The organism is Chitinophaga rhizosphaerae (assembly GCF_003958645.1).
Taxonomy (GTDB): Bacteria; Bacteroidota; Bacteroidia; order Chitinophagales; family Chitinophagaceae; genus Chitinophaga; species Chitinophaga rhizosphaerae.
Map to the genome: position 1 here is coordinate 324,116 of NZ_RXLO01000002.1, position 18,093 is coordinate 342,208.

At 54.5% G+C, this 18,093-nt stretch carries 17 protein-coding genes; 7 read left to right on the forward strand and 10 right to left on the reverse strand.

Annotated features, from left to right (window positions below):
- Positions 1-36: 36 nt before the first annotated feature.
- Positions 37-1,254 (forward strand): alanine dehydrogenase, encoded by a 1,218-nt coding sequence (locus tag EJ361_RS04840; protein ID WP_126244227.1) that lies wholly within the window; start codon positions 37-39, stop codon positions 1,252-1,254.
- A 51-nt stretch (positions 1,255-1,305) separates the two neighbouring features.
- On the opposite strand, the gene EJ361_RS04845 is transcribed toward EJ361_RS04840, so the two are convergent.
- From EJ361_RS04845 to EJ361_RS04855, 3 genes are all read right to left on the reverse strand, one after another.
- Positions 1,306-2,088: an undecaprenyl-diphosphate phosphatase gene (locus EJ361_RS04845; protein ID WP_126244228.1), complete on the reverse strand. Its 783-nt coding sequence runs from the start codon at positions 2,086-2,088 to the stop codon at positions 1,306-1,308.
- 70 nt (positions 2,089-2,158) lie between these two features.
- Positions 2,159-2,410, reverse strand: a complete 252-nt coding sequence (locus EJ361_RS04850) for a DUF3098 domain-containing protein (RefSeq protein ID WP_126244229.1) — start codon at positions 2,408-2,410, stop codon at positions 2,159-2,161.
- A gap of 20 nt (positions 2,411-2,430) precedes the next feature.
- Entirely contained in the window at positions 2,431-3,285 is an 855-nt protein-coding gene (locus EJ361_RS04855; protein ID WP_126244230.1) for a cell division protein FtsX, read from the reverse strand.
- A gap of 184 nt (positions 3,286-3,469) precedes the next feature.
- On the opposite strand from EJ361_RS04855, the gene leuS reads away from it, so the two are divergent.
- Together leuS and EJ361_RS04865 are read left to right on the forward strand one after the other, a co-directional pair.
- Positions 3,470-6,253 carry a leucine--tRNA ligase gene (leuS, locus tag EJ361_RS04860; protein WP_449384902.1) on the forward strand — a complete coding sequence of 928 codons (2,784 nt, stop codon included), beginning with the start codon at positions 3,470-3,472 and terminating at the stop codon, positions 6,251-6,253.
- Positions 6,254-6,484: 231 nt separating this feature from the next.
- The gene (locus tag EJ361_RS04865; protein WP_126244231.1) at positions 6,485-9,676 is read left to right on the forward strand and encodes a S41 family peptidase; all 3,192 of its coding nucleotides are present in this window, start codon (positions 6,485-6,487) and stop codon (positions 9,674-9,676) included.
- Between the two features lie 78 nt (positions 9,677-9,754).
- Here the strand turns inward: EJ361_RS04865 and EJ361_RS04870 are convergent, their stop codons facing one another.
- The gene (locus tag EJ361_RS04870; protein WP_126244232.1) at positions 9,755-10,018 is read right to left on the reverse strand and encodes a hypothetical protein; all 264 of its coding nucleotides are present in this window, start codon (positions 10,016-10,018) and stop codon (positions 9,755-9,757) included.
- A gap of 16 nt (positions 10,019-10,034) precedes the next feature.
- Positions 10,035-10,298: a hypothetical protein gene (locus EJ361_RS04875; RefSeq protein WP_126244233.1), complete on the reverse strand. Its 264-nt coding sequence runs from the start codon at positions 10,296-10,298 to the stop codon at positions 10,035-10,037.
- Positions 10,299-10,562: 264 nt separating this feature from the next.
- Between EJ361_RS04875 and EJ361_RS04880 the strand changes: the two genes are divergently transcribed.
- Positions 10,563-11,414: an endonuclease/exonuclease/phosphatase family protein gene (locus tag EJ361_RS04880; protein ID WP_126244234.1), complete on the forward strand. Its 852-nt coding sequence runs from the start codon at positions 10,563-10,565 to the stop codon at positions 11,412-11,414.
- 70 nt (positions 11,415-11,484) lie between these two features.
- Here EJ361_RS04880 and EJ361_RS04885 read toward each other — a convergent pair whose 3' ends face one another.
- A complete protein-coding gene (locus EJ361_RS04885) occupies positions 11,485-12,456 on the reverse strand; it encodes a M20/M25/M40 family metallo-hydrolase (protein ID WP_126244235.1) in 972 nt (323 codons plus the stop codon).
- A gap of 90 nt (positions 12,457-12,546) precedes the next feature.
- On the opposite strand from EJ361_RS04885, the gene ruvB reads away from it, so the two are divergent.
- The gene (ruvB, locus tag EJ361_RS04890; protein ID WP_126244236.1) at positions 12,547-13,575 is read left to right on the forward strand and encodes a Holliday junction branch migration DNA helicase RuvB; all 1,029 of its coding nucleotides are present in this window, start codon (positions 12,547-12,549) and stop codon (positions 13,573-13,575) included.
- 74 nt (positions 13,576-13,649) lie between these two features.
- On the opposite strand, the gene EJ361_RS04895 is transcribed toward ruvB, so the two are convergent.
- The 3 genes from EJ361_RS04895 to EJ361_RS04905 are packed head-to-tail and all read right to left on the reverse strand — an operon-like array spanning position 13,650 to position 16,224.
- A complete protein-coding gene (locus EJ361_RS04895; protein WP_126244237.1) occupies positions 13,650-14,351 on the reverse strand; it encodes a response regulator transcription factor in 702 nt (233 codons plus the stop codon).
- Between the two features lie 60 nt (positions 14,352-14,411).
- On the reverse strand, positions 14,412-15,206 hold the full coding sequence (locus tag EJ361_RS04900; RefSeq protein WP_126244238.1) for a DUF3108 domain-containing protein: 795 nt from the start codon (positions 15,204-15,206) through the stop codon (positions 14,412-14,414).
- 10 nt (positions 15,207-15,216) lie between these two features.
- Entirely contained in the window at positions 15,217-16,224 is a 1,008-nt protein-coding gene (locus EJ361_RS04905; RefSeq protein WP_164714086.1) for a lysylphosphatidylglycerol synthase domain-containing protein, read from the reverse strand.
- Positions 16,225-16,237: 13 nt separating this feature from the next.
- On the opposite strand from EJ361_RS04905, the gene ruvC reads away from it, so the two are divergent.
- Both ruvC and EJ361_RS04915 read left to right on the forward strand, forming a co-directional pair.
- On the forward strand, positions 16,238-16,801 hold the full coding sequence (gene ruvC / locus EJ361_RS04910) for a crossover junction endodeoxyribonuclease RuvC (protein ID WP_126244240.1): 564 nt from the start codon (positions 16,238-16,240) through the stop codon (positions 16,799-16,801).
- A 165-nt stretch (positions 16,802-16,966) separates the two neighbouring features.
- The gene (locus EJ361_RS04915; RefSeq protein ID WP_126244241.1) at positions 16,967-17,668 is read left to right on the forward strand and encodes a response regulator transcription factor; all 702 of its coding nucleotides are present in this window, start codon (positions 16,967-16,969) and stop codon (positions 17,666-17,668) included.
- Here EJ361_RS04915 and EJ361_RS04920 read toward each other — a convergent pair.
- On the reverse strand, positions 17,665-18,066 hold the full coding sequence (locus EJ361_RS04920; protein ID WP_126244242.1) for an HIT family protein: 402 nt from the start codon (positions 18,064-18,066) through the stop codon (positions 17,665-17,667). The two genes, EJ361_RS04915 and EJ361_RS04920, sit on opposite strands and share 4 nt — an antisense overlap.
- Between the last annotated feature and the right edge of the window lie 27 nt (positions 18,067-18,093).

An 18,093-nucleotide genomic window follows, 5' to 3' on the forward strand; every position in this document is an offset into this window, starting at 1 on the left:
CTTTGGTAGCCACCCAAACATACAACTGTCATCAATATGGAGCATAGGCCAAAACCTGTTGTGAGTGCCGGTTTCACGTATTCGCCCCTCGAGGAGACGCTGGACATCCCGCAGAAAAATTCCCGCCTTTACATCGGGATACCGAAGGAAACCTCCTTCCAGGAAAACCGCATCGCGCTTACGCCCGACGCAGTCAGCATCCTCACCAATAACGGGCATCATATCGTGGTGGAACATAAAGCGGGCGACGGCTCGCATTTCTACGATACCGACTATTCGGAAGCCGGCGCGGAGATCGTGTATGACAAGAAAGAAGTGTTCAAGGCAGACGTTATCGTGAAATCCGCTCCGCTGAACGATGAAGAGATCGAGCTGCTGCACCCGCACCAGATCGTTATTTCGCCCATCCACCTGTCTGTCCTGAAAGCGGAGCAGTTGCAGAAAATGATGGACAAGCGGATCACGCTGTTATCATTCGAAAACCTGAAAGACGATTCCGGCACCTACCCCATCGTTCGCGCCATGAGCGAGATCGCGGGGTCGGCGGTAATGCTGATCGCGGGGCAATACCTCAGTACGAGCAGCCGCGGGAAAGGCATCCTTTTGGGCGGCATCACCGGCATTCCACCTACGAAAGTGGTGATCATCGGCGCGGGGATCGTGGGCGAATTCGCAGCGCGCACGGCGCTGGCGCTCGGCTCCTCCGTGAAAGTGTTCGACAATAACATTTACAAGCTCAAAAGGCTCCAGAATAACATCGGCGTGCGCGTTTTCACCTCCGTCATACAGCCACGGGTGCTCGCCGACCAGCTGCGGACGGCCGACGTGGCCGTGGGCGCCCTGTCTTCCCAAAGCGGGCGCACGCCCATCGTAGTCACCGAATCGATGGTGTCTCACATGAAAACCGGGTCGGTGATCGTGGACGTGAGCATCGACCGCGGCGGCTGTTTTGAAACTTCGGAAGTGACCTCGCACGAGAATCCGGTTTTCAAGAAATACGACGTGATCCATTATTGCGTGCCCAACATCCCGTCGGGCTTCGCCGGCACGGCGTCCCAGGCCATCAGCAACGTGCTCATGCCGCTGCTGATCGAAGCGGCAGACGATGGCGGGTTCGAGAACCTCGTCTGGATCAAGCGCGGCGTCAGGAACGGGATTTACCTGTACAAGGGCGCCCTCACCAATTATCACCTCAGCGAAAAATTCAAGTTGAAATACACGGACCTGGAGCTCCTCCTCGCCGTAAAGGGATAAAAAAAGGCTGACCGCATCATACGGTCAGCCTTTTTTCATGGATATGATTTCCTATTTGTTCAGGAAAATTGTCGCGATAATGATGATGCCTACCACGATCCGGTAGTATCCCCACATTTTGAACCCGAATTTCTGCAACGTCCCGATAAAGAACTTGATGGCGAGCATGGCCACAATAAAGGCCACCACATTGCCGATCAGCAGCAGGCGGATGTTGTCGGGGGAACTGGTGAGCACTTCGTGGTTCTTCAGCAGTTTGTACCCGGTGGCTGCGGCCATGGTGGGCACGGCGAGGAAAAAGGAGAATTCCGCGGCGGCGTGGCGGGTCAGTTTCTGCTGCATACCGCCGATGATGGTGGCTGCGCTGCGGCTCACGCCGGGAATGAGGGCGATGCACTGGAAAAGCCCGATGCGGATGGCACGGAAATAGTCCATCTCATCGTCAGACTTGATAGTCGGGTGCCGGAACCATTTATCGACCACCAGCAGCACGAAGCCTCCCAACAGCAGGGTACAACCCACGATGAGGGGGCTTTCCAGCCAGGTGTCGATGTAATCGTCGAGCAGATACCCCAAAATCAGGGCGGGCATAACGCCGAAGATGAGTTTCGCATAGAACTGCCATTTGCCGAAATCGAAGAATTTTTTCCAGTACAGTACTACCACCGCGAGGATGGCGCCGAGCTGGATGGCGACTTCGAATAATTTGGTGAACTGGTCTTCGTGAATGCCCATCACGCTGCTGGCGATGACCATGTGGCCGGTAGACGAGATGGGGATGAATTCGGTTATTCCTTCGATGATGGCTATGATTACGGCTTCTAATGTGCTCATGGTTCAAAATAAGAAAAAGCGATGAGGGCGTCATCGCTATGATTACAATGTGGGTTTACGGTATTGATAATCAGGCTTTCGGCTTTCTCATGATGGCCCATGCTTCAACGGCGAGGCCGAGGAGGATCACGATGGGGGCCAGGGTGATACGGCGGAAGCTGTACACTTCTTCAGGGGAGAAGCGCGCAGGATCGTCGGAGCTGCCGCCCATCATCAGGAGGAACCCGATAGCGATGAGGATTACACCTGCCAGCATAAGCTGGTAATTGCCTTTCCCGAAGAGAGACCTGGAGGTGGACGGCTTATTTGCTTCTTTGGACATATCTGTAGATTAAATTTGGATCAATATAAATCGTCGAGTTTCAGCTTGAGGTATTTCATCACGGAGCGATGGGTGCTGAGAAGGGAAATACCGATGCCGAGCAGGACCAGCGCCAGGAACAGAAGCCCCGTCAGCCAGTAGTCGCGCATCCCGCGGAGGCCCGGCAGGGCGGATTCCGCGAAGGAAATCAGCCCGATCAGGCAGGCGATGGCCAGCACCGCGCTGAGGCCGCCATTGATGATGCTCCGCCGGTCGAACGGTTTGGCGATGAACCACCGGGTAGCCCCTACCATCTGCATCGTTTTGATAAGGAAACGGTTGCTGTACATGGCGAGGCGGATGGTATTATCGATGAGGAACAGTACCACGATGCACATCAGCCCGCTGATCACCAGCAGTACGATCCCGATTTTTTTGGCGATTTCCAGCACTTCCGATACGAGCGACTTCTGATAATACAGCTCGCGGACGTTGGCGCGGCTCTGGATCTGCTCCTCGATCGCCTTCAGGCTGTCTGGCTGCACATAACGGGCGTGCAGGCTGATATCGACGCTCGCATACAGGGGGTTGAAGCCCAGCACGGCGAAATTCTCTTCCGGATTCTCGCGTTTGAACTTCTCGGCCGCCATATCTTTCGATACATATTCCGCCTTTTTCACAAACGGCATTACCGCCAGGGAATCGCGCAGGGCGATGGCCTGGTCTTCCTTCACATTATCGCGCAGGATCACCTGCAGCTCGATATTCTCCTTGTAATACTCGCTGAGGTTCTTGGCATTGATCATAAAGAGACCGAGCACACCCAGCAGGATGAGCACCAGGGTCACCCCGATGATCGAATATATATAAGACGGCTTCGATTTCTTTGCTGACATTTTCCCGGATTGAGCCATTCGTCTATAGTTTAGGAGCGAAAATAATAAAAATTGGGACTTATGTTTACTTTTGCCATCCCAAACGGTATTTTAACATTATTTATTATATGGTAAAATGCCCGGTTGGAAAATCTTTTGTGAATAAGTAATTTACAACAAAGCGCCCGGCAATACCGGGCTTTAGATGATTATGGAGTACAATTTCAGGCAACTTGAGCGGAAATGGCAGGACCATTGGGTGAAAACCGGCGCCTACAAGGTCAGCAACAACAGCACCAAGCCCAAATGTTACGTGCTGGACATGTTCCCCTACCCTTCCGGGGCCGGGCTGCACGTTGGGCACCCGCTGGGCTTCATCGCGTCAGACATCTACGCCCGTTACAAACGGCTGAAAGGGTTTAACGTGCTGCACCCCATGGGGTACGACGCGTTCGGCCTCCCTGCGGAGCAATACGCCATCGAAACCGGCCAACACCCCGCCGTGACCACCGAAGCCAATATCCGCACCTTCCGCCAGCAGCTCGACAATATCGGGTTCAGCTTCGACTGGGACCGCGAGATCAACACCAGCGACCCGGCGTATTATAAATGGACACAACATATTTTCCTGCAGCTATACGGCAGCTGGTATAACCGCCATGCCGCCAAAGCCGAAAACATCGAAACGCTCATCCGCATTTTCGAGCAGGAAGGCAATATCCACCAGGAATGCCCCGGCGACCGCAGCCTCCGCTTCAGCGCCGACACCTGGAACAACTGGACCTACGAAGAGCAGCAGCAGGCCCTCATGGAGTACCGCCTCGCCTATCTCGCCTACGCCGAAGTGAACTGGTGCCCCGCTCTGGGGACCGTGCTCGCCAACGACGAAGTGATCAACGGCGTGAGCGAACGCGGCGGCCATCCCGTCATCAAGAAGAAAATGCGCCAGTGGTTCCTGCGCATCACCGAATATGCAGACCGCCTCCTCGAGGGGCTCGAAACCGTCCAGTTCAGCGATGCCATGAAAGACATGCAGCGCAACTGGATCGGGAAAAGCCAGGGCGCCGAGATCAAATTCAACGTGGCCGGCAGCCTCGAGAACATCGTGGTATACACCACCCGCCCAGACACCATTTTCGGCGTAGACTTCATGGTGGTTGCCCCCGAGCACGAACTGGTTGACACCATTACGACCGATGCGCAAAGCCAGGCGGTGAGCGACTATCGCGAATATGTGCAAAGCCGGTCCGAACGCGAGCGCATGGCCGAAGTGAAACAGATCACCGGATGCTTCACCGGCGCCTATGCCGTGAATCCTTTCGACGGCCGTCAAATTCCCATCTGGATTTCCGAATACGTGCTTGCGGGATACGGCACCGGCGCCATTATGGCGGTGCCCTGCGGAGACGCGCGCGACTTCGGCTTCGCCCGTCATTTCAACATCCCGATCACCAATATCATCGGCGACGCCTTCAACGGCGAAGAAGCCAACGCCACTAAAGACGCCATCCTCCAGAACAGCGGCTTCCTCAACGGCAAGCCCATGCGCGAAGCGATGGACATCGTGACCGAAAAGATCGAGCAGCTGGGCATCGGCAAACGCCAGATCAATTACAAAATGCGCGACGCAGGATTCAGCCGCCAGCGTTACTGGGGCGAACCTTTCCCCATCGTGTTCCGCAATGGCATTCCCGAAGCACTGGATGTTTCCGAATTGCCGCTGGAACTGCCGCATGTGGAGAATTACCGGCCGGGCGAAGAGGGTGAAGGGCCGCTCGCGAACGTGACCGAATGGGTGAACCTGCCTTCCGATCCGGGCACGTCACTGAAGCGCGAAACCAATACCATGCCCGGTTACGCCGGATCCAGCTGGTATTTCCTCCGGTATATGGACCCGAACAACGCGGAAACTTTCTGCGACAGGAAGGTGTCTGACTATTGGGGCCAGGTGGATCTGTACATCGGCGGCACCGAACATGCGGTAGGCCATTTGCTGTACAGCCGTTTGTGGACGAAAGTCCTGTTCGACCTCGGGCTCATCGGGCACGACGAACCTTACAAGAAACTGGTGAACCAGGGGATGATCGGCGGCAGCTCGCGCCTGGTGTACCGCGTGCGGGGAACGAACCAGTTCGTGTCTGCCGGCCTGCGCGACCAGTACGAGACCGACGAGCTTCATGTGGATGTGAACATCGTGGATGGTGTGGAACTGGATACCGAAGCGTTCAAAAATTGGCGTACCGATTATGCCAATGCGCAGTTCATTCTTGAGAACGGCAAATATATCTGTGGAACGCAGCTCGAGAAAATGAGCAAGCGGTTGTTCAATACCGTGAACCCCGATATGGTGGTGGAGAAATTCGGTGCCGATACGTTCCGGATGTACGAAATGTTCCTCGGGCCGATCGAGCAGAGCAAACCCTGGGAGACCAAGGGCATTGAAGGCGTTCACCGCTTCCTGAAGAAAGTATGGCGCCTGTTTTACGATGAAAACAAGGGCCTGGTGGTGAAAGACGAAGCGCCTACCGCGGAAGAGATGAAATCGCTGCACAAGACGATCCGCAAGATCGACGAAGACAGCGAGCGCCTTTCGTTCAACACTGCGGTGAGCGCGTTCATGGTATGCGCCAACGAACTGACCGACCAGAAGTGCCACAAGAAAGCCGTGCTGGAGCAGCTGCTGGTGCTGCTCACCCCGTATGCGCCGCATATGAGCGAAGAGCTGTGGGAAGCTATCGGCAACAGCGGTTCCATTTTGGACGCGGCGTTCCCGGTGTTCGAAGCGAAGTACGTGGCGGAATCCACGAAGGAATATCCCGTTTCCGTAAACGGCAAACTTCGTACGACCATCAACATTTCTTTGGACGTGGAGCAGGCGGAAGCCGAGCAGATCGCGCTGGGGAATGAAGTGGTGCAGAAGTGGCTGGAAGGGAAAACACCGAAGAAGATCATCTTTGTTAAAGGTAAAATGATCAACGTGGTGGTGTAAAAAACCATTGTTCGATACGGAAGAGCCGGCCTGTTGAGGGCCGGCTTTTTTGTTTGGGAGCGTCCTGCATGTTTACAACTACCGAAAAACCGGTAGCGCCAGCCCCCCTAATGCGCCCCCTTCCCCCGAAATCCCCCGAAAAATGTTCTGAAACCGCCTCCTGCTGTGATAAATGGTTTCCGGGTACAGGGAATCCTCACTATCTTTCTATCCTTAAATTCCCCTGTTATTATGAGACCAATCTACATGGGTATCCTGGCGGCAGCATTATCCCTGCCGGCCGCGGCCCAACAGTCGGACACTTATTTCACCACCTCTCCCACCCTTACCCCGGACGGACAAACGGTTATATTCAGTTTCGAAGGCGACCTCTGGAAAGCGGACCTCCGTAATCCTCACGCCACCCGCCTCACCGCCATGCAAGGCAACGAAACGCTCCCGAGGGTTTCCCCCGACGGGAAATGGATCGCTTTCACCGGCACCCAGTTCGGGCGGCAAGACGTGTTTATTATGCCCATCAACGGCGGAGACATCAAACAGCTCACCTTTCATGACACTCCCGACCTCATGGACTCCTGGAGCTGGGATTCCAAATCCATCTATTTCACCTCCAACCGCGAAGGGGCCGCCACCGCTTTCAAACAAAGCATCAACGGCGGCACACCCGTTCGCGTATTCCCCCACTACTTCAACCAGGTACACAACCTGTCGGAACATCCCGCCTCCGGCGAGCTGTTCTTCAACGACACCTGGGAATCCAGCTGGGCCGCCAACCGCAAACGATATAAAGGCGATTTCAACCCGGACATCCAATCCTACAACCCCGCCACCAAACAATACAAACAATACACCGATTACCGCGGCAAGGATTTTTGGACCACCATCGACCGCAAAGGCAACATATTCTTCGTTTCAGACGAAGCTAACGGGGAATACAATCTCTACACCTTCGCCAACGGACAGAAAAAAGCCCTGACCAAATTCCCCACCTCCATCAAACGGCCCAACGTCAGTGCAGACGGCAGCAAGGTCGTGTTTGAAAAAGACTACCAGGTTTGGGTGTATGACGTGGCTTCCCGGAAATCCGAAAAGCTCGCGCTCCAGCTCTTCCGGAACCCCGTTCTTTCAAAAGAACAGGCTTTCGACGTGCGCGACCGCATCTCCAACTTCGATGTATCGCCCGACGGCAAGAAACTCGCCTTCATTTCGCGCGGCGAAATCTTCGTATCTGATATCGAAGGGAAGTTCGTCCGCCAGATACCGCGCAACGGCGAAAGAGCGACCGAAGTGCTGTGGCTCCCCGATAACAAAACCCTGCTGTTCAACCAAACGCTCAACGGCTACCTCAACCTCTACACCGTTGCCGCAGATGGCAGTGGAACCATCAAACAGCACACGAGCGACAAACGCAACAACCGCAGCCTCAACCTGAACCACGACCGCTCACAGGCCGTCTACTTCAGCGGCCGCGACGAAGTACGGATCATCGATCTCAAAACACTGCAATCCCGCACCATCGCGAAAGAGGAAATCTGGGCGTTCCAAAGCCCCGATCCCCGCTTTTCGCCCAATGGCGAATACGTGGTATTCAACGCACATCGCAATTTCGAAAAAGACATCTTCGTACATCACCTCAAAAAAAATACGACGACCAACCTCACCAACACCGGTGTGTCTGAAACCGATCCACTCTGGTCGCCCGACGGAAAGTACATTTACTTCGCCTCCTCCCGCACCCGGCCCGCGTATCCCTTCGGCATGACCAACCCGAAGATTTACCGGCTCGCGCTCGACAAATACGACGATCCCTATCGCTCCTCCAAATTCGACGAGCTCTTCAAAAAGAAGGAAGACGATAAAAAGAACGACGACAAATCCGATAAATCCGGGAAGGACGGGAAAGACGACAAAACGGCAAAATCCGGCAAAAAATCCGACAGCGCAGACGCCACCAAGCGCATCACCATCAATACGGACAGGCTCATGCAGCGCGTAGAACAGGTGTCTCCCGGCTTCGGTTCCCAATATGGCCCCTATCATATGTCCGTAAAAGGCGACAAAACCACCCTCTTCTTCGGTTCCAACCACGAAGGCCGCGGTGCGCTTTACAAAATGGTGAGCGAACCCTTCGAAGAAACCAAGACAGAACGCATCAACGGCAGCGAACGGTTCGACGGCAACATCGTGGAAGTAGACGGCAAACTCTTCGCACTCGCCGGCGGAAATATCTGCAAACTCAATGCAGACGCCAACAAGATCGAGCCCATCAGCATCGGGCAAACCTTCTACCGCAACCTGCAGCAAGAATTCCAGCAGATCTACTACGAAATGTGGGCGAATGTGGAAGAAAACTTCTACAATGCCGATTTCCACGGTACCAACTGGCCCAAACTGCGCGACGAATACAGCCGCTACCTGCCGTACGTGAACAACCGCGCAGATCTCCGCGTGCTGCTGAACGACCTGCTCGGAGAACTGAACTCTTCGCACCTGGGCTTCAATACCTTTGGCGACGACGAGCGCATCGCCCTCAGCTACCAGACCATGGAAACCGGCGTCCTCTTCGATCCCCGGCAACCCTACACCGTGCAGCGCATCGTGGCCAACAGCCATGCCGACAGAACAGGCATCGACATCCGGCCCGGAGACGTGCTCACCCAGGTCAACGGCAAAGCCGTAGACCCCAAACAATGCCGCGACCAATACTTCACCCGGCCCTCCATGGAGCGCGAAATCACGCTCACGTTCGAACGCAGCGGCAAACCCTTCGAAGTCCGGCTCCACCCGCAAAGCTCCGGCGCGCTCGACCAGCAGCTGTATGACGAATGGATTTACGGCAACGAGCAGAAAGTCGACCAACTCAGCAATAACCGCATCGCATACACGTACATGAAGAACATGGGCGGCGGGGAGCTCGACAAATTTCTCATCGACATGACCGCGAAATTATCCGGTAAAGACGCGCTCATCCTCGACCTCCGCTACAATACCGGTGGCAACGTACATGATGAAGTCCTCAAGTTCCTCTCCCAACGCCCGTATCTCCAATGGCAATACCGTGAAGGCAAACCCTCGCCGCAACCGAACTTCGCACCGGCAGGCAAACCCATCGTATTACTGATCAACGAGCAATCGCTCAGCGATGCCGAAATGACGGCCGCAGGCTTCAAGGCGCTCGGACTCGGAAAAATCATCGGCACCGAATCTTACCGCTGGATCATTTTCACCTCCGGCAAAGGACTCGTAGACGGTTCCTTCTACCGGCTTCCTTCCTGGGGCTGCTACACCCTCGACGGCAAGAACCTGGAGAAAGAAGGCGTGGCCCCGGACATTTATGTTAAAACCACCTTCACCGACAGGCTGGCAGACAAAGATCCGCAACTGGAACGCGCCGTACAGGAACTACTGAAAAGCGTTCGCTGATTCCAGCGATAACATACCAGGGGACCGGCAGGAATGCCGGTCCTTTTTTATGCTGCTTATGTCCACCGCTGCCGCCGGTTACCCGGCGGACAATGGTTTCACGTCTGCCCCCGCCAAATAAGCCTTCAGGGCATCCATCGGGATACCTGTATCGCGCAACACCTGCCGGATGACAAATGGCGGCACCGGGCACACCATGCGCGACAACACGACCGGCCGCCGCCGTACACCTTCCCACTGCTCATGACCGCCATCCAACAAGCGGAAATGATAACCGTTCAGGCACAGGAAATCCCGGAACGTATCCAAAGACACGTCCTCATTGCTTTCCAGCGTTTGCATATCCCTTATTGATTGATTACGAACCCCGCACCGGCGAGCCCTCTTCCAGCAATAACCCGAACGGCCGCATCACCGCCCCCCTTCGCATACATCCCAGCACTTCCCGCAATTGACCATACCCCATCAACGGCGCGTACCATTCTCCCCCTTCCACTCGCCAGCCCCCTTCCCCCATATCCTCCAGCACTCCTCCCATCCCGCACACCGCCCGCAAATACACCCGCACCATCACCTCCAACGAACCATATGCTGCCCGCCGCGACCACCCATAACCCGTCAATCCCAATGCCGGTACATGCGCATGCCAACAACCTCCCGCATCCTGAAACAACACACCCGCAGCCCGGACCCGGCGATCCCCCCGCCCCTCATGTACTATGCGTATCGTTTTCATAGTGATGTTGCCGGATGATCACGGACGGTGATACATCCTGATGCAAAACTAGCGGGAGGCGGGACCCGGGCAATGAAAAAAGGGCGAGAATATCTCAGGGTTAACGTAGAATATCTCCGAAAATCGAAGATTGTAATGTATTTTGACTGCATGAAAAGGATTTTATTGCTTCTCCTCTCCGCTTTCACCGGCTTCCAGGCCGGCGCACAAGACCGTAACATCCAGGTCATGACGTTCAACATCCGCATGAACACACCCAAAGACAGCATCAACGCCTGGCCCCACCGGAAAGACCGCCTCGCGTCGCAAGTCCTCTTCCACCACCCGCAACTCCTCGGCGTCCAGGAAGCCCTCTGGGAACAAATGCAAGACCTTCAGCAATCCCTTCCGCAATACAAATACCTCGGCGTCGGCCGAACCGACGGCGATAAAAAAGGCGAATTCTCCGCCATCTTCTACGATACCACCCGCCTTAAACTCCTCGAATCACACACCTTCTGGCTCTCCGAAACACCCGAAACCATCGGCGCCAAAGGCTGGGACGCCGCCATCGAACGCATCGTTTCCTACGGAAAATTCCGCGACATCGTCACCGGCAAAATCTTCTTCCACTTCAACACCCACTTCGACCATATGGGCAAAATCGCCCGCCGCGAAAGCGCCAAACTGCTGCTGGACAAGGTAGCCGCCATCTCCGGCAAACTGCCCGCCGTTGTCACCGGCGATTTCAACGCTACGCCCGACGACGAGCCCATCCGCGTGATCGTGGACGCCGCCAACCCGAAGCACCTCAAAGACGCCCAAGCCCTCAGCCAAACACCGCACTACGGGCCCACTGGCACTTTCAACGGCTTCCGCTCACAGGAAACCGGCGACGAACCCATCGATTACATCTTCCTCAAAGGCCCCTGGAAAGTACTCCAGCACGCCACCATCTCGCAAACCTGGAAAGGCCTCTTCGCTTCCGACCACTTCAGCGTGATCGCGAAGCTCCAACTCTGATCCATCTTTTTCCAAATACAACAAGGGCGGGCCTTTCGGTCCGCCCTTGCACTTTTATATGACATGAAGTTCACTCTTCCTTCGCCACGCGGGTAGGCGTATCCTTCCCGCTCACGATGGTGCCCGAGCTCACCGCGATCGCATCGATGATGTCGGCGATGTTCTGCAGGTCGAGGGATTCGACTTCGTCGTCTACGCTATGATAGAGCTTGTCTTTGTCGATCTGCGTCGTGGAAATCGTATGCGCCGGCACGCCGAGCTTCGCGAGCATGGCATTGTCCGACCGATAGAAAAGCTGTTGTTCGGGATAGGGATCGGGATGGAATTTGAAAGCCGATCCTTCGAGGTTGCGCTGGAGGATCTGACCGAAGTCCGAACGCTCGAAACCCGTGATGAACGCGCTGTTTCGGCCGAATTTGGATTCCTTGCCGATCATTTCGATGTTGAACATGGCCACCACACTGTCTGGATGCACTTCGCGGGAGAAATAGCGCGAGCCGAAGCCGCCGATCTCCTCTGCCGTGAAGCAAGCGAAAATCACCGTTCGCTCGGGCGGATGCTGCCTGAAATGGCGGGCCAGCAGGATCACCGCCGTAATGCCGGAAGCATCATCGTCTGCCCCATTGGCGATCGTGTCCTGCGTTTCGGATTTCAGGATGCCGATATGGTCGTAGTGACCGGAAAAGATCACGTACTCGTCCGGTTTGCTCGCTCCGCGGATGAGGCCAACCACATTATGAAGCGCCTTGGCACCGGGCACCAGGTCCAGCGAATCTGCAGGATAGATCGTTCTCCCTTTCATGGCGAATGGCTGCCGGTAACTCCTGGCACCCGGCAATTTCTCCAGCCCCGCTTTTTCGAATTCCGCTTCAATGAAAACGGACGCTTTTTCGATCCCCGGCGTAAAAGTCCCGCGCCCCATCATGTCGTCGGCGGCAAGTGTGGAAATGATCCGGCGAACCTCGTTCACGTCGGTCTGCTGCGCAAAGGCGCCCAGGCTAACGGCGAACAGCACGGCGGCGGCTATTAATTTTCTGGTCATAGGTCGATGCAAGATTTGCCTAAAAATAAACGATATTCATATCCTCGCCAATTTCTCATTACTTTTGACGCTGAAAGGCAACAAACTTACATGTCCAATCCGAACCTAAGACCAGATGACAGCAGGATGAGCGCCGCCGAGAAGGAATTCGAGAACAGCATCCGGCCGCGGGAGATCATGGATTTTTCCGGGCAAGACCAGATCATCGATAACCTCAAGGTATTCATCAAAGCGGCGAAGATGCGCGACGAAGCGCTCGACCACATTCTTTTCCACGGCCCTCCCGGCCTCGGGAAAACAACACTGTCGCGCATCGTGGCCAATGAGCTCGGTGTGAATATCCGCGAAACATCCGGCCCCGTCATCGAAAAACCCGGCGACCTTGCCGGCCTCCTCACCAACCTCGAGGAGCGCGATGTATTGTTCGTAGACGAAATTCACCGCCTCAGCACCGTTGTGGAAGAATATCTCTATTCCGCGATGGAAGATTACCGGATAGACATTATGATCGATTCGGGCCCCAATGCGCGGACGGTCCAGATCAACCTGCACCCTTTCACGCTGGTAGGCGCCACCACGCGCTCCGGCCTGCTCACCGCCCCGCTGCTCAGCCGTTTCGGTATCAAAAGCCGCCTGGAATATTATAATTCGGAAACGCTGCAACGCATCCTCTGGCGCGCGGCCGGCCTCCTCGGCACCAAGATCACTTCAGATGCCGCGTCTGAAATCGCCCGCCGCAGCCGCGGTACCCCGCGTATCGCCAACGGGCTCCTGCGCCGGGTACGCGATTTCGCACAGGTGATGGGCAACGGCGTTATCGACCTCGGCATCGCACAGTTCAGCCTCAAAGCCCTCAGCGTAGACGAATACGGCCTCGATGAAATGGACAACCGCATCCTTTCCACCATCATCGATAACTTCAAGGGCGGCCCCGTGGGCATCACCACCATCGCAACAGCGGTGGGCGAAGAAGCCGGGACCCTCGAGGAAGTCTACGAGCCTTTCCTCATCCAGGAAGGATTCATCAAACGCACGCCCCGCGGCCGCGAAGTGACGGAAAAAGCCTACCATCACCTCGGGCGGAACCCCAATAGCCGGGGATCGCAACTTCTCTTCTAATCAATTCATTATCAAACGAATAAAAAAGGCCGGTTGAACGTTCAACCGGCCTTTCCACATCATATTTAATGGCGTCAGTCTTTCACCACGAGGCGGAAACCGTTGCCATGGATATTCACGATCTCGATATTGGAATCGTCTTTCAGGTATTTCCGTAGTTTGGCGATATACACGTCCATGCTGCGGCCGTTGAAATACGTATCGCTGCCCCAGATTTTCTTCAGTGCCACTTCGCGGGGAAGGAGGTCGTTCTTGTGCTCGCAAAGCATATGCAGCAGCTCGTTTTCCTTGGGCGACAGCGTATGGGAGTCGCTGCCTTTGACGAGCGTGCGCAGGCGGGAATTGAACTGGTATTGACCGATCCTGAACTCGAACTGCTCTTCTTCCTTATTGTTCAGTTCCTGGTTGCGTTTCAGGATGGCTTTGATTTTGAGAAGGAGCAGTTCGGAATCGAAGGGTTTGGAAATATAATCGTCGGCACCCAGTTTATAACCCTGGATGATGTCTTCCTTCATGGTTTTGGCGGAGAGGAAGAACAGGGGAATATCGGGGTCAACGTCCCGGATCTCTTCCGCCAGTTTGAACCCGTCCATATTGGGCATCATGATATCGAGCAGGCAAATGTCGAACTTGTCCCGGCGGAAGGCTGCCAGCGCGAGGATGCCGTCCCTGCAAAGCTCCACGTCGTAATCGTTGAGTTCCAGGTAGTTCTTCAGTACCATTCCGAGGTTGGTGTCATCTTCGGCGAGCAGGATCTTGGGTTTGCGTTCTTCCATATTTAAAATAGATTGAGTCAGCAACAAATATAACAGATAAAGATCATTCCGGTTCGGGCTTTAACGTTTCTTTACGAGTGAAGTGAGGGCCCAGCGGAGGTTGGAGAAGCTGATCATATCTACCTTGATGCTGCCGACGGAGATGGGAGAATCCACGCGGAGGGGGATTTTGTTGCCGTCGTCGCTTACCCACACGGTCATTTTTTCGCCGCCTTCGAAGATGGTGCCTTTGATGAGGAGGGGCTTGAACTTGATGGCGCGGAAGGTGCCGTAGCGGGTTTCCACCTGTTCTTTGCCCATGTACCGGATGTAGATGTCGAACACTTCATCGTCGAGGAACATGGAAAAGGGGATTTTATCGCCGGGTTTGTATTTGTTGAAATCGATGTTGCGGGCGTAATAGATGGAGGAGATGACGTCCTGGATGCAGGCCGGTACCTTGAAATTGCCGAGCGTGCTGGTGGCGGTATTGGTTTCGCGGTTGAAGACGACGTTGTTGTATTTCTTGTAGCCGCCTTCGTTGATGTTGCGGATGAAGCGCATGGGCAGCAGGGTGGCGGTGTCTATATAGCTTTCGTAGCGGTCGCGGACTTTGAAGAACCAGTCGTACGAGCGATACGTTTTCCCGTCGCCCACTACATGATAGGCGTCTTTGCCGTTATATTTTTCGAGGGTGGTGGTGAAAGTGGCTTCCCCGGCGCCTACGAATACGCTGCCGAGATTATAGAACACTTTGAGCGTGAGGGTTTCGCTGGCTTTGAACGCCGTGTTGACGACACCGCAAAAGTTTTCCTGCGCCTTGGGCGAGGCGGGGTAAAACAACAGGCCGCATAGCAACAGTAAAACATACTTCATCGATCGTTCGCTATTTATCTCTGAAAATCTTCACGCCGAGGAGCAACACGGCACCGATGGCGGCAGGCAGCACCAGGTTGATAAGCCAGATCGCCACCGTGGCGGCCAGTATGCCGGCGGCATTGGCGCTCAGGAGGCCCAGGAAGTGGAGGCTGACACTGCCCCGCAAGCCGATTTCCGCTATGGCTACCGTAGGGATCGCCGCCATAACCAGGTAGATCACACTGATCATGAAAAACCCTTCCCACCACACAAATGCAACTCCCAACGCATATAATAAAATCAAATACTGTGCCGTAAACACGATATACCGGATGGCACTCAAATACAGCAGGGTCCTCAATTCCGAGGGAGAATACCGGACAATCACCATGATGAAAACCTTCACCTTCCGCAGCCACTTCACCCGGTCTACCAGCGAAACCACCCATCGTAACCGAAAATAAAGGAATAAAACGGTGACACAAACCCCTATGAGTAAAGCAAGCGTTAATTTTTCCCTAAAACCCGGGGCAACAGCGGGCAATCCTTCCACATCGAACCGGTATATATAAAATATGGAGCCCGCCAGGCCGAAAAGCAGGGTGGCGATGATCTGGGAAAAGCTGCCTACTATGGTGGCGGCGATGGATTTGAGCTTGCTCGCATTGCTGAGGTACAGCATCCGGCCACCATATTCCCCGATGCGGTTGGGAGTGCTCACCGACACCGACACGCCGGTCAGGATAGCCCCGAAAGCCCGCCGGAACGGCACTTCTTCGAGCGGGCGGACCAATATCTGCCACTTCCGCGCCTCGATCCCCCAGTTCACCAGCATCATCAGGATCACCATCAGCAAAAGTACCCAACCCCTGTCGGCCACGATCTCCTGAATATGCGCCCAGGCCGCCGGCAGATTGTCCTGGTGCCGGATCTGCCTGATGATCGCAAAGGTTAACCAGGTGAAGAGCGCCCCGCCGAGGACGTAATTGAGGATTATTTTGGTACTTTTGTTCAGACTTCGTCGAATTTTTGGCAAAAATAGGCTCCGCTTGGCAAACAATACAAAAATAATTCTCGGGGTAGACCCCGGGACCATCATCATGGGCTATGGCCTGATCGCCGTAAAAGGCCAGCATGCGGAGATCATCAAGATGGACGTTCTCAAGCTCAATCCTAAAATCGATCACTACGAAAGGCTCCGGAAAATCCATGACCGGATGAATGAAATCATCCGGGAACACAAACCAGTTTGTTGCGCTATCGAGGCGCCTTTCTTCGGCAAAAACGTGCAATCGATGCTCAAACTCGGCCGGGCCCAGGGCGTGGCCATCGCCACGGCGATGCAGGCGGGGCTTACGGTTGCGGAATATTCCCCCAAGAAAGTGAAGCAGTCGATCACCGGCAACGGCAATGCCAACAAGGAGCAGGTATGGCAGATGCTCCAACGCATCCTCCAATTCACCGAAGTGCCCGAATACCTGGATGCCACAGACGCGTTGGCGGTTGCCGTCTGCCATCATTTCCAGGATTCCAGCCCCCTCGTAACCACCGGTAAATCAAAAGGCTGGGAGAAATTCCTCCAACAGAATCCCGAAAGGCTCTCCAGACCTTGATGCAAATTGAACATAATCCCACCGGCCGATGTTTGTTAATTGAGAAATTGTACTTATTTTGAACTGAAATAAGGCTGAATAGCGCCCTGAACCAGTACCGCGGGGCGCCTACAAGTGTTACTAATGAAATTTTTTACCTTTTATCACCCCTAATTTTTTTCGTAGATGGATACGAAGGCTAGAATTTTACTAGTGGAGGATGATTATAACCTGGGTGCTATTACCAAAAAACGTTTGGAAGAATCCGGATACGAGGTGACCCATTGCTCTGATGGAGAAATAGCCTGGAAAACGTTTCAAAAAAGCCTGTACGATATATGTCTGCTCGATGTGGTGATGCCCAAGAAAAACGGCTTTGAACTGGCCCGGCAAATTCGGCAGAAGAACGATCTGATCCCTATTCTCTTCCTCACTTCCAAGTCGCAGGACGAAGACAAGATCAGCGGTTTCAAACATGGCGCGGACGATTACGTAACCAAACCTTTTTCCATGCAGGAGTTGCTCCTGCGTATCGAAGTTTTCCTGAAACGGACACGGCCCCTCAATGCAGACAAACGCTCCACCTATACCGTCGGCAAAACGACGTTCGACTATGGCGAGCTGAAACTGATGGACAGTTCCGGCAAGCTAAAGGCGAGCCTTACCCAGAAAGAGGCCGATCTTTTGAAGTTTTTCTGCGAGAATGCCAACAAAACCCTGAAAAGGGAAGAAATCCTGTACCACGTGTGGGGGAAAGACGATTATTTCCTCGGCAGAAGCATGGACGTCTTCATTACGAAAATCCGTAAGCATTTTGTCGACGACAAAGACGTGAAGCTGGAAACGCTGCACGGCATCGGGTTCAAGTTCTACGTTCCGACCCTTTAAGCGTTACGCTCCAGTTCCGCTACGATTTTTTCCTGGATCGCCTTCAGTTCTTCAGGCTGCAGTTTCAGCTTGGGGCGGGTGAAATTGAGATCGTCGGCCGAGTTGATCGGTACGAGGTGAAGGTGCGCGTGCGGCACTTCGAGGCCCATAACGCTGATGCCTACCCGGTTACAGGGTACCACGGCTTCGATGGCTTTCGCGATGGGGCGGGCGAAGAGCAGGTACTCCGCCAGGTACGCATCGTCTACATCAAAGAATTTGTCTACTTCCGTTTTGGGGATGACCAGGGTGTGGCCTTCCATCATGGGGAAGATGTCGAGGAACGCGTAAAACTTGTCGTTTTCCGCGATTTTATAGCTCGGAATGTCTCCTTTGATGATTTTTGAGAAGATGGTCATGTGTCGGGTCGCTTTTTGCTCGGTATA

Excerpts from the sequence above, each read along its gene's own strand:
- leuS (WP_449384902.1), top strand. The coding sequence starts at position 3,470 with ATGATTATGGAGTACAATTTCAGGCAACTTGAGCGGAAATGGCAGGAC.
- EJ361_RS04870 (WP_126244232.1), bottom strand. The coding sequence starts at position 10,018 with ATGCAAACGCTGGAAAGCAATGAGGACGTGTCTTTGGATACGTTCCGG.
- EJ361_RS04865 (WP_126244231.1), top strand. The coding sequence starts at position 6,485 with ATGAGACCAATCTACATGGGTATCCTGGCGGCAGCATTATCCCTGCCG.
- EJ361_RS04915 (WP_126244241.1), top strand. The coding sequence starts at position 16,967 with ATGGATACGAAGGCTAGAATTTTACTAGTGGAGGATGATTATAACCTG.
- EJ361_RS04850 (WP_126244229.1), bottom strand. The coding sequence starts at position 2,410 with ATGTCCAAAGAAGCAAATAAGCCGTCCACCTCCAGGTCTCTCTTCGGG.
- EJ361_RS04900 (WP_126244238.1), bottom strand. The coding sequence starts at position 15,206 with ATGAAGTATGTTTTACTGTTGCTATGCGGCCTGTTGTTTTACCCCGCC.
- EJ361_RS04920 (WP_126244242.1), bottom strand. The coding sequence starts at position 18,066 with ATGACCATCTTCTCAAAAATCATCAAAGGAGACATTCCGAGCTATAAA.
- EJ361_RS04845 (WP_126244228.1), bottom strand. The coding sequence starts at position 2,088 with ATGAGCACATTAGAAGCCGTAATCATAGCCATCATCGAAGGAATAACC.
- EJ361_RS04895 (WP_126244237.1), bottom strand. The coding sequence starts at position 14,351 with ATGGAAGAACGCAAACCCAAGATCCTGCTCGCCGAAGATGACACCAAC.
- EJ361_RS04855 (WP_126244230.1), bottom strand. The coding sequence starts at position 3,285 with ATGTCAGCAAAGAAATCGAAGCCGTCTTATATATATTCGATCATCGGG.
- EJ361_RS04885 (WP_126244235.1), bottom strand. The coding sequence starts at position 12,456 with ATGACCAGAAAATTAATAGCCGCCGCCGTGCTGTTCGCCGTTAGCCTG.
- EJ361_RS04880 (WP_126244234.1), top strand. The coding sequence starts at position 10,563 with ATGAAAAGGATTTTATTGCTTCTCCTCTCCGCTTTCACCGGCTTCCAG.
- EJ361_RS04840 (WP_126244227.1), top strand. The coding sequence starts at position 37 with ATGGAGCATAGGCCAAAACCTGTTGTGAGTGCCGGTTTCACGTATTCG.
- ruvB (WP_126244236.1), top strand. The coding sequence starts at position 12,547 with ATGTCCAATCCGAACCTAAGACCAGATGACAGCAGGATGAGCGCCGCC.